This window comes from Streptomyces sp. NPDC059010 (assembly GCF_042740355.1).
Classification (GTDB): domain Bacteria; phylum Actinomycetota; class Actinomycetes; order Streptomycetales; family Streptomycetaceae; genus Streptomyces.
The window spans coordinates 1-10713 of the sequence record NZ_JBHYJA010000094.1; the positions used below are offsets into that span (position 1 = coordinate 1).

General features: G+C 64.7%; 9 protein-coding genes and 2 pseudogenes. 5 read left to right on the forward strand and 6 right to left on the reverse strand.

What is annotated here, in order from left to right:
* Positions 1 to 227 precede the first annotated feature (227 nt).
* Positions 228 to 806 (forward strand): dihydrofolate reductase family protein, encoded by a 579-nt coding sequence (locus tag ACFWYS_RS46145; protein WP_384783029.1) that lies wholly within the window; start codon positions 228 to 230, stop codon positions 804 to 806.
* Between the two features lie 306 nt (positions 807 to 1112).
* A pseudogene (locus tag ACFWYS_RS46150) lies at positions 1113 to 1865 on the forward strand (IS5 family transposase); the annotation flags it as partial.
* Between the two features lie 54 nt (positions 1866 to 1919).
* Here ACFWYS_RS46150 and ACFWYS_RS46155 read toward each other — a convergent pair.
* Both ACFWYS_RS46155 and ACFWYS_RS46160 read right to left on the reverse strand, forming a co-directional pair.
* Positions 1920 to 2708, reverse strand: coding sequence for a hypothetical protein (locus ACFWYS_RS46155; RefSeq protein WP_384783032.1), 789 nt, complete (start codon positions 2706 to 2708; stop codon positions 1920 to 1922).
* Between the two features lie 925 nt (positions 2709 to 3633).
* A complete protein-coding gene (locus ACFWYS_RS46160; RefSeq protein ID WP_384783008.1) occupies positions 3634 to 5997 on the reverse strand; it encodes an ATP-binding protein in 2364 nt (787 codons plus the stop codon).
* Positions 5998 to 6290: 293 nt separating this feature from the next.
* Between ACFWYS_RS46160 and ACFWYS_RS46165 the strand changes: the two genes are divergently transcribed.
* Positions 6291 to 6440: a hypothetical protein gene (locus ACFWYS_RS46165; RefSeq protein WP_384783011.1), complete on the forward strand. Its 150-nt coding sequence runs from the start codon at positions 6291 to 6293 to the stop codon at positions 6438 to 6440.
* A 102-nt stretch (positions 6441 to 6542) separates the two neighbouring features.
* Here the strand turns inward: ACFWYS_RS46165 and ACFWYS_RS46170 are convergent, their stop codons facing one another.
* Positions 6543 to 7148 (reverse strand): TetR/AcrR family transcriptional regulator, encoded by a 606-nt coding sequence (locus tag ACFWYS_RS46170; protein WP_384783014.1) that lies wholly within the window; start codon positions 7146 to 7148, stop codon positions 6543 to 6545.
* Between the two features lie 93 nt (positions 7149 to 7241).
* On the opposite strand from ACFWYS_RS46170, the gene ACFWYS_RS46175 reads away from it, so the two are divergent.
* On the forward strand, positions 7242 to 8444 hold the full coding sequence (locus ACFWYS_RS46175; RefSeq protein WP_384783017.1) for an MFS transporter: 1203 nt from the start codon (positions 7242 to 7244) through the stop codon (positions 8442 to 8444).
* 70 nt (positions 8445 to 8514) lie between these two features.
* Here the strand turns inward: ACFWYS_RS46175 and ACFWYS_RS46180 are convergent.
* Positions 8515 to 8646: pseudogene (locus ACFWYS_RS46180) on the reverse strand (IS5/IS1182 family transposase); the annotation flags it as partial.
* Positions 8647 to 9143: 497 nt separating this feature from the next.
* The gene (locus ACFWYS_RS46185; RefSeq protein WP_384783020.1) at positions 9144 to 9539 is read right to left on the reverse strand and encodes a hypothetical protein; all 396 of its coding nucleotides are present in this window, start codon (positions 9537 to 9539) and stop codon (positions 9144 to 9146) included.
* A gap of 324 nt (positions 9540 to 9863) precedes the next feature.
* Between ACFWYS_RS46185 and ACFWYS_RS46190 the strand changes: the two genes are divergently transcribed.
* Positions 9864 to 10091: a hypothetical protein gene (locus tag ACFWYS_RS46190; protein ID WP_384783023.1), complete on the forward strand. Its 228-nt coding sequence runs from the start codon at positions 9864 to 9866 to the stop codon at positions 10089 to 10091.
* Between the two features lie 29 nt (positions 10092 to 10120).
* Here ACFWYS_RS46190 and ACFWYS_RS46195 read toward each other — a convergent pair whose 3' ends face one another.
* Complete coding sequence (locus ACFWYS_RS46195) at positions 10121 to 10402, reverse strand: trypsin-like peptidase domain-containing protein (RefSeq protein ID WP_384783026.1); 282 nt, start codon at positions 10400 to 10402, stop codon at positions 10121 to 10123.
* Positions 10403 to 10713 lie beyond the last annotated feature (311 nt).

Here is a 10713-nt window from a genome sequence, read left to right on the forward strand (position 1 = left end):
CCCGTCACGGAGCGTGCACACGATGCACGTCGCCGGATCGGGGAACGGCGAATGCGGGAACCCAGCGTATCCAACACCGTTCGGGATACGCGCAGCTCCGGGAGCTGGCATCAGATGTCACTCCTGGACACTGTTTAGGAACGGTACAAGTGCGATGAGTTTCGTCATGGTTCCTCGTCTGTATCCACATCCACAACACGCCGTCAACCGCACTTGAGGAGCGCATGATGACTGCTATCTACACCTGGGACGTTTTTTCCACCCTCGACAGCTTCGGCTCCTACGGCCCCGACGGCGACTGGGGCGGCTACTGGGGAAAACAGGGCCCTGAGTTCCTTGACAACCGCCTTGCCGTGATGGGCGAGGAGCAGCGGCTGGTGCTGGGGGCCAACACCTTTCGGCAGTTCATGGAGCTGCTGGGGCCGATCCCGGAGTCCGACCTTGACCCGGTGAACTCCCGAATGCGAAGCCTGCCGACAACGGTGGTGTCGACGACGCTCGCAGGACTCTTCGAATGGCCGGACGCGACCGTCGCGGTCGGCGACGCCATCGATGTCGTCGCCCGGCTCAAGGAGGAGTCCGGGGTTCCGTTGCGCTCGCACGGCAGCCTGTCGTTGAACCGGGCGCTGATGGCCGCAGGGCTCGTCGACCGCGTCCAGGTGACGCTCTTCCCGGTGATCAGCGGTCAGACTGGGACCGACCCGATCTTCGGGGGTGCGGCCGACTTCGACCTTGAGCTGATTGAGCACCGGACGTTCGATGGCCACACCCAAGAACTCATCTACCGGCCCACCCTGCACCGCTGAACTCATCCACGCACTACACCAGATCCAGCAGCGGGCCAACATGCCGCACCTGCCAGGAACTTGAACACGCCCTGGACCAAGCCCTCAAATTCCGGCCGACAAAATCAGTATGGAAGCAGCACAGGAGTTGTGGCGTGCAACTCGGCGCTCGCTGATCTGATTCACAGCAGGCTCCACTGAGCCTGCCGGCATCCGCGCATGGTTACACAGCGGTGCGAACAGCTCCGCCGTATCCGGCACCGGCGCCGCTACGAGGACGGATACGTCGTGGACCGAGCGAAACGTGGCCCCTCTTCGGGGAGAGTACTGGGACCGGCCGGCGCATCTCCGAGGTCCAAAGCGCGGCGTCCGCCGCGTGACTGGCCGGACGTACGGTGGAGGCATGGCCGGGCGGGCGTGCCTCCACCGTACGCCCTCTGCTCCCTGCCGCTGCCGGTGGCACGCTTCTACGGGTACTTTGCCAAGTGGCAAAGGACGGCGTGTTCACCCAGCTCACCGGCGTGCTACGGGAATTGGTACGGCAGCAGGAGGGGCGCGCGGCGGAGCCGTCGGCCGGTGTGATCGACGCGCAGAGCGTCAAGACCTCCACCAGCGTCCTTGGCCGCAGGCAGGGCGTCGATCCCGGCAAAAGGATCGTGGGCCGCAAGCGGAGCATCGTGACCGACACCCTCGGGCTGCTGCTGGCGGTCCTGGTCACCGCAGCGAGCGTGCAGGACTCGGTGGCCGACTACCCGCCTGCTTGATCAAGTTGCCGCCGCCCACCCCGACCTGCGCTAGGTCTGGGTCGACGGCGGCTACCGCAAGCATCTCGTCGAGCACGCCGCCACCCTCGGCATCGACATGGAAATCGTTGAACGCGCCCCCGGGACCAGGGGTTTCACTCCGATCCCGAAACGGTGGGCGGTCGAGCGGACCTACGGCTGGCTGATGCTTCACCGCCGCCTGGCTCGCGGCTACGAGACCCTTCCGTCCCGCTCCGAAGCCTTGATCCATCTCGCCATGGCCGACTTGATGGCCCGCCGCCTCACCGGCGAAGCCACGATCACCTGGCGCGTCCCGACAACACCGATTGACCACGCATTCCGGGATGAAACGTCAGAAGGGAACGACCTCTTAGCTGTCAGCCTCGGCAGCAAGATTCCAGACGACGGCGTCGAACTTCACCACAGGGCCGCTGGCCTCTGGGAACTGTGTCACCTTCAGTCGTGCGACGCGCCCCTCATCGGTCTTCAGGCAAACGACACTTCCCAGGTCCACGGACACGGAGTGGGTGCCGGTGGAGTCCACAGCTTCTGCGCAGTCGGCGTAGTCCGGCATCTTGCGGTCGCCTTCCCACAATGACAGCGATCCGTCTGGCGCGAAGACCTCGTAGGGTACAGAGATGCCGCCCGTGCCGACATCGTTGCGGCCAGTTGCATCGACCGGCCGGCCCTTGTCCAAGTCCTTAGCGCCGCCGTCGAGCAGTAACGGACCCTGCCATTGCCGGCCAGGGGAGACCGCTGGTATCGAAGGGGTCCGGCTCGCTTCCTCGCCCTTAGAACCGGTCGAAGGTGAGCCGCCTGATTTGCCCTTGCCAGACTGGGATCCTGTGGCTGGACCGCTGGTGAGGGATGGGGCAGGCGTGGAACCGGTGCCCTTGTCACTGTCGCTGGTGGCGGCTGCGTACGTGGCCGCAGCGGTAATGGCAGCAGCCACGACTCCGCCGAGGGCGAGGATCCACTCCTTGCGGTGTGCTCTTAACCAGCCCTCCTCGGCTGCGCCGTCGCCGCCGTCCGCAGTTTCCTGTGATGGTGCCGCCGGGGCGGGGCCTGGGGCCGCCCCGCCGAAGTAGTTGTTGTTGGTTATGTACTGGTTGTTACCTGCCTGATTGGCAGTGCCCTGGTCGTGAACAGTAGCGTTCATATGGGTTGTAGGTTCACTCGGCTCAGGCTGCCCGGTCTTGGGCTGGTCTCTTGCCACTGCCACACCTCAACGCTGTTGTGTCCTGGTGCCTGTGCGCACGGCTGATTGTATGACGCTTTGTCACATCCCTGTCCGATTGACTGGTTGGCAACCTGGCATGGTGTGCGGACGCGCCCTCCGAGTAGCAGATTGCACCACTGGACGACCGGCATCAGCTCTGTAAGCGGACTTTTCGACGGACCTTTTCAGAGACTCCGCAGTCAGCGTTGCTGCATCTTCCTGATCCCGGACACCAATCCCCCGCTCACGAGGCCGCATGGACCGTAGCGGCGCTCCTCGCTGACCTCGCCGAGGAACTCGCCCACGGAACCGGCACCCCAAAGACCGACCGCCACCAAGCCGTCCGGAACATCAGCAAGATCACGGCCTCACCCCAACCCGCAGGCCCACCTCCCACGATCCCAACCAGCCTGCGACGCTGACACCACCACAGAGCCGCCAGAGGCCGGCAGGCAATCACGCCGCCCCGTCTACCTGGAGAAACGGGGTGTGACTGACATGCCCCATGGGTTGTATCCCTACGTGTGCTGATCACCGAGCTGCTGCTGCTTGCGAGCAGCAGCACCGGTCGCCCACTGCATACCGAACGCGCCGAGCGCCACGAGTGGCCCCGCCACGAGCAACGCCATGCCGGCCGCCCCAGCGGCCTACCGACTTCCCGGACATGTTCGCTATGTTCAATCCCAGGCCACAGCCTGCCTGTTGACGTCCTCGGCCGGAGAAGTCAAGTAAGTGGCATCCTTGGCCCCACTGGCACTTCCCAGCCTCTGGTATGGCGTAAGGACCGTCTGGACCAACCGGCGTAATGCCCGACGGTCGCGATCGAGGAGGACCTTAGATGCGCCGCGGCCGGACGTCATCAGATTCATGGGAAGATAATGAAGTCTTCCGCCCTTCCGGGTCGCCTGATCCCTAGCTCCTTGAATCGTTTCTTGCCGCTTGCCATGAGACGCTTGTGCTCTTCTTGGTCACCAAGTACCCGCGCCACAATCGCCAAAGCGATATCAGATTCCGCGATCATCACTTCGTGGCCGATCTCTTTCCCCAGGCGACGGCCGACCCCTATTAGTTCGCGAGCTTTCTGACATAATTCTGCCTTCTCAAGGCCGTCTTCAAGTCTGACCGCGCGGTTCATGATCGCCAGGGCTACGTCCCCAGAACGATTACCGATACGCTCACGGTCTTCACCCTGCTCTTCGAGCGCCAAGAGGGCATTGAACCGATGTTCCGCCTCCTGGAAATCTTTACGCAAAAGTGCAGCGTAACCGAAGTCCAGAGCGGCGCCTCGTTTCAAGCCTTCATCATTGCATCCTTGAGCATAATTCAGCGCCTGCTCGGCCCAGTACAGTGCACGGTCCGAGTCCTTGCTGTCGCGTGCGATTCCGGATAGTGTTCGCGCCGCGTTGCCACTCCACTTGCCTCCGGTCACCGCGTCATCGCACCGTGCAGAAGCAGCAAGACCCTGCAATGAATAGCTCTCGGCCTCTGCATGCCGCCCCTGCTGCAGAAGGGCCCACGCAAGCGTCGAACAGCAAATCTGGGCTGTCGCAGCGTGGTCTTCGAGTTCCATTGCCGCGGCAAGCGCCCTCTCGCCCCAGTAGATTCGATCCTTAAGGCTAGCTGTCGCCCCGAGGAATCTAGCGATCATGTTTACGGTTTCTACGAGAATTCTTCCAAACTCGCGCTCATCTGAGCCCTGCCATTCTTGATCGCACATGTCCAGATAGGCCATCAGGTTCTCTCGCTCCGCCCTAAGGGTGGCGTCGTCGCCTGCATGGTCGGCCAGGAAGGTTCGGAAGTGCTCGGCTAGTCGGAGTTTGGCTGCGTGCTGCTCTCGCGATGGCTCGTCCTGTTGGGCGAGATCCCCTGCGAACAGGCGAACAAGGTCATGGAACCGGTAGTGTCCGCGTTTGGGTTCGGCGATGAGATGATAGTCAAAAAGCTCATTAAGGTGTCGGCGCGCCGATGCCGGGCCTGTATCGTCGAGCGCGGCAGCGGCATGGGCGTCGATTTCGGTGCCGGGATGCAGACCGAGCCGCCGAAAGAACCGCTGCTGATCCGAACTAAGGTACTGATAGGATAACTCGAACGCAGCGGAAACCGATTTATCCTCGGCGCTCATAGCGGCAAGGCGATCCTTGCGGTCCTTGAGATCGTCGGCCAGGTCGGCGACCGTCCACGCGCTGTGATGCTTGAATGGTGGAACCACGAGGCTGATCGCCAGCGGTAGATGCCCACACAAGCCAACTACCCTCTGCACATCGCTGTCTTGCGAGTGGAGATTCGGGCGTTCGGAAAGCTCGACAAACATCTGCGCGGCCTGATTGACCTTCAGGGGCGTCAAGGTGATCCGAACCGCCTCAGGCAGGCCGGTGAGCCGACGCCTACTGGTAATCAGAACAAGGCTACCTGCGGAACTTTGTGGCAGCAGGGGGAGAATCTGGCCACTGCCGCTGGCGTCATCCAGCACAAGCAGGAATTCCTTGCCAACCATACTGCTGCGCCACAGCCTTTCACGACCATCCGCATCATCGGGGATCCGCTTGACTCCAACGTCCTGAAGGAGGCTACGGAGTGCCTCGGCGGGGATGAGCGGCGTCTGCCCGGGGGTATGAGCATGCAGGCGCAGAAAGATCTGCCCGTCGGGAAAGTGACCGCGCTTGATCAACTGATGCGCGGCGTACACGGCGAGCGTAGTTTTCCCGATACCGGCCATGCCGTCTACCGCATGGATCGCAACCACACTCCCGGCCTTCGCGGCGTGGTTCAGTGCCTCGGTCACCTTTTCGAGGGCGTCATTGCGGCCGACGAAGACCTTCGGAGAATCGGGCAAACTCTGCGGGAGTATGGCCGCGACGTGCTCACGACCAGACGGGCGACCGCCCCGGCGATCGCCACGCGCCCTTTGCGCGGCAGCCAGCATGCCCCGCCAGTACTCCTCGGGGCGCTTGGTGTACCCATCCCTTCCGTGAGCCTTGGCCTGAAGGTAGCCCACCAGAGCCACGAAGTATCGCTCGGAATCCGTCGTGCGCTGAGAGCCGGGGTTTCCGCGAGGCACACTCTTCCCTCTGAGCCAATCGTTGATGGTCGATGCGCCGATGTCGACCTGTGGCTGCAGCCGCTTGCCAAACTTGACGAGCTCGCTCAGCGGAGGCTTGCCGGCTGCCTCGTACAGGATCTCCAGCATCCGCCAGAACCGGACTTCAGCATCGCTAGAACGAGCGCTCATCGCCCAGCCTCCCGCCGTCCGGAATACCCCGTGGCCTGAGAACTTGCCGTCGCCCCTCCAACCAGCCTATATAGCTCAGCTCTGGCGCACGGGGCATCGCCGGAAACCCCCCGGAAGACGGACACCCATGTCATCCAGCCCGGCTAGAACAACCCGGGCCCGTCCCTGGAAGGTGTCCGTTGTTCTCCCACGTGCCTCGACTGCCGCTCCACACCACGTTCCCGACTGCTGGCGCCACCGCAACCACGAGCCAACGACCGCTCGTCACGGCCCTACTCGTCACCCTGGCGGTGATGCTCGGTCTCGTCGTCGGTCTTGCTGCCGGAGTCCTCTCCTACATCGAGCGGTCGTCTGTCACCGAGGCGATCCGCCACGGCGCGCTGGTCTTCGGCGGAACGGTCACTCTGGTCATCCTCATCATGACCTCCCTCGGGTCTTTGTAGATCGAGCGAAGGCACCGCCCCGACTGGGAGTACTACCACTACACCGAGGTCGCAGCTCTGCTGCCCGCGCCAGCCGCAGATGCCGGACTGTTGTCGTGGTGTTCAGGAAGGTGTCGCCCGCGTGGGCCCGAGCGCCCGGATCGCGACGTCGATCGCGGTGGCCAGGCGTTCGGGGTCGTGGCCGGCGCGTTCCCGTACCCGCAGCCCGAGGACCGTGGTGAACAGCAGTTCCACGGTGGCGTCGACGTCGAGATCGGCGGGCAGTTCGCCCTTGCGCCGCCCCTGGAGCAGCACCGAGCGCAATGCCTGCCGAGTGACCTCGAAGGCGGCCTCGGTCCGCTGGCTGACCTGGTCGTCGCTGGTGCCGAGTTCGGTCGCGGTGTTGACCACGAAGCAGCCTCGACCGGACTCGCCGTCGGCCGGGCAGGTGACCAGCCACAGCATCCAGTCCCGCAGCACGTGCCGGATCGGCCGGCTGTCGGCGCCGAGCAATCGTTCGGCCTGGGCGGACTCCGTGGCCCGGTAGTGGTCGAGTGCGCGCAGGAACAACGTGTGCTTGTCGGTGAACGTCCGGTACAGGCTGCTGGGCGTGAGCTTGAGCTCGTCACCCAGATCACGCACCGAGGTGGCGTGGTAGCCGTGTCGCCAGAACAGCTCGGTCGCTCTGACGACCGCGTCCTGCTCGTCGAACTGCCGGGGGCGTGCCATGCCCTGAGACTACCGAACTTGTGGAGCGATCGCTCCCGTACTACTGTCCCCGCATATGGGAGCGATCGCTCCCGAATAAGTGGAGGAGATACGGTGACGACCGCAGAACAGCCCGCCGCCATGGCGAGCGGCCGACAGACATCAAAAAAGGATCACTGGCTGGCGGTCAGTGCGGTGGCCTTGGGAACGTTCCTGCTGGTGACCGCCGAGCAGCTGCCGATCGGCCTGCTGACCTCCATGGGGTCGGCGCTGTCGGTCTCCGAAGGGACCGCCGGGCTCATGGTGACGGTGCCCAGCCTGGTCGCCGCGTTCGCGGCACCCGTGGTCCCGGTACTCGTCGGCGCACTGGACCGCAGGCTCCTGTTACTCGGGTTGATGACGCTGATGGCCCTCGCCAACATGGCATCGGCCATGGCGCCGAACTTTGCCGTCCTGGTGTCCTCGCGGGTGCTGGTCGGGGTGGCGATCGGCGGCTTCTGGGCCATTGCGAGCGGCCTGGCCGTTCGGCTTGTATCCGCCGAGAACATGCCCCGTGCTACCGCGATCATTTTCGGTGGTGTCGGAGCTGCGAACGTGTTCGGTGTGCCGCTCGGCACTCTGATCGGTGAACTCGCCGGCTGGCGGCTCGCCTTCGCGTCCATGAGCGCCGTGGCGCTCATCGTGCTGATGGCCCTGCTTGCCGTGCTGCCGCCGCTGGCCGCCCCGCAGGCTATTCGGCCGCGTCTCCTGGCTGAGCAGTTCCGCAACCCGGGTGTGTGTATCGGCATCATCGCGACCGTCCTCATCGTGTTCGGCCACTTCGCGGCCTACACGTTCGTGAGTCCGGCACTTCAGAAGCTGTCGGGCATCGACGAACGATTCGTCGGCCCACTGCTGTTCGCGTTCGGCATGGCAGGCATGATCGGCAACTTTGCCGCTGGCGCGGCCCTGGCGCGCAGGGTGCATCGGAGCGTACTGATCATCGCCGTGTCCCTCGCGGTGGCGATGCCGCTGTTCCTGCTGCTGGGCCGGACGACGGCCGGCGGCGCCATCTTGCTGATCGTCTGGGGTCTGGCCTACGGAGGCGTTTCGGTCGGCCTGCAGACCTGGATGATCAAGGCGGCCCCGCAGGCGGTGGAAGCGGCCTCCTCCCTGTGGGTGGCGGTATTCAATCTGTCGATCGGCCTCGGCGCGCTGGCCGGCGGGATCATCGTCGACACGCTCACCCTCCAGGGCGTTTTGTGGCTCGGCGGCGCCTGCGCTCTGGCAGCTGCACTGGCGGTCTGGAGCAGCCGCACCAACGAGAACCTGCGATGACCTGGATCCGTGCGCCACGCTTCCGAGGTTCGCTGCAGTGGGACCCCATCACCGTGTTCTGCCAGCGTTGCTACTCCAAGGTGAGGACGCCCGCGGAGATTGACGACATTCGGTTCGGACTGCGCTGGAACCTCCGGAAGATCCGCCACGACTTCAGTCGGGCGACGGCCCTCTCGACCGGTGTTCGGGCCGCGGACAGCGCGTGTCCCTCAGCATCTGGGATGGATCGCATGCTGGGGGCGAGTCATCCACGGACACTTCAGGATGGCGGCGGTCTGCGCTCGATGCCACCATGGCGGCGTCATCGCTTAGGTGGCCGCCGGTGTGCCGCAAATCAGGTTCTCGCACAGGTGGGCCAAGAGAGAGTCGGGACCTTTGCCAGCGTTGCTGGCCACCCGTTCCGTAAGCCGCTAAGCGGCTAAGCGGCTTTCCAGAAGTACTGTCGGTAACTGGTCGGGAACTAGGGGCTGGTCCAGGGTGCGGCGGTGGTCAGGAGCTGGACGTGAAGAAGGCCGTCCGGCAGTCCCCGAAGGGCACGGCGTAACGATCAGCCGGCATCCCCGCCGCACTCACGCTTCGAGGCCACGGGTCCGTGGGGCGCTGGCACGCGAATGAGAGTCCTGTGACAGTGAGCCTTGAGCGGGTGCCATCGAAACTTGAGCGATGACACCCGCCACTCGGATTGCAGCCCAGCTCAGTTCAGAAGTGGACCTCCGCGCAGGCGCGGCCGCGCGATTCCATGCCGCCTCCGGTGTGTTCCCAGCCTTCGGCGCAGATCACTGAGCCGTTGGGAAGGTCACGGCCGACGGGGATGGTGTACTTCTGGTGATAGCCCCAGAACTGCGTCGGGCTGTTCTGGTCGATGCCGCCGCCCCAGACGTGGAAGTGCCCGGTGAAATCACCGTTCCATGTTGTCGATGCGGAAATCCTCTCGACGCGCAGCCCACTGCCCTCGACGTCGATGCAGGTCCGTTGGTTGCACCCAGTAGCTCCAGCAGACGCTGGGGCTGCCCCGGCGGCGGTCACCACCCCGACACAGATCGCGCTCACGCCGGTACGCAGCAGCCATCGCACCTTCGCACCCACGGTGCTCATGCGCACTCCCTCTCGAATCGATCGCTCTTGGCAAGTGATCGTGGCAGTGACGGCCGGTGCGCACGCCATTCAGCTGGGTCGAGTCATCCCCACGAGTGACCAGCAGTGATTCTGCGGCAAGGAACCTTGAAGGCTTCGCTCTGCGCGCGGCCGGGCCCTGACCCGATCTCTCTGTTGCTGCAACCTCGATGGCACACGCTCAAGGTTCGGTGACGCAGGGGCAGCTGTGCCGGTGCTCTCCGCACGCGACTGCATCCTTTGGCCTACTGAGTTTTCGGCCCTGTGGAGGACGATCTTGCGACACCGCTGCGAGAGAGTTGATCCGTGCGAACAACCATCGGATACACCGCCGAAAGCATCGGTTACGTCGTCGGAGCCCAGGGGCTTGTCAGCTTCGCTTCGCAGACCTTCTTCGGTACAGAGTGGGGCTGGATGCACAAGGTCGTCGACCTTCCGTCCACCGCTTACCTCGGCATCGTCGCCGTGGGGCTGGCGCTCATCGTCGGCGGGGTGAAGACGCGGAAGACGCCCCAGGGCCAGCAGGTCGCCTGACCGGCGGGCCTTTCAGCCCGTTCCCTGCGTCACCGAACCTCGACCGACGTCATCGAAGTTTGACCGACCACGAAAGCCGGGCTGCCGGGGTTGGGCCCGATGGTGTTGATGCCGACGACCTCGGCGTCCTCGTTGAGGAGTGGCCCGCCCGAGTTGCCGGGGTTGATCGTGGCGGAGTGCTGAATCGTGGAGACCAGAGTCGGCAGCGAAGGTCCGGGCGTGGCCGTCACGTCCGGGTCCTGCACTGCCCCGCTCGTGAAAGAGACCTCACATGGCCTCCGCAACCACCGCTCCCCCCCCAATTTACCCACTCTGCGGGCTCGGGGTCACGCCCGGACCAGCACGGGGACGCGGATTACTCGCTGATGACTCGCGGGCAAGCGGGCTCGAAGGTCAACCGGCCACCACCTTCGTGTGCTCGGGCGTCAGGCTCACCGGGGCACTCTCCACGTACGGGTTGTCCACGCGGACGGCCGCGATGGGCACCGAGCCGAACCCTGACTGACCGGTGGGCGGGGCCCCCCCGCCCCGGCCCCCCGGGCCCCCACGTGGGCGTACGGGGCCAAAACCGTGTCGCCCGGCCCACCCCCCACCCCCCGCCCACACCCCCACCCGCGGTGGT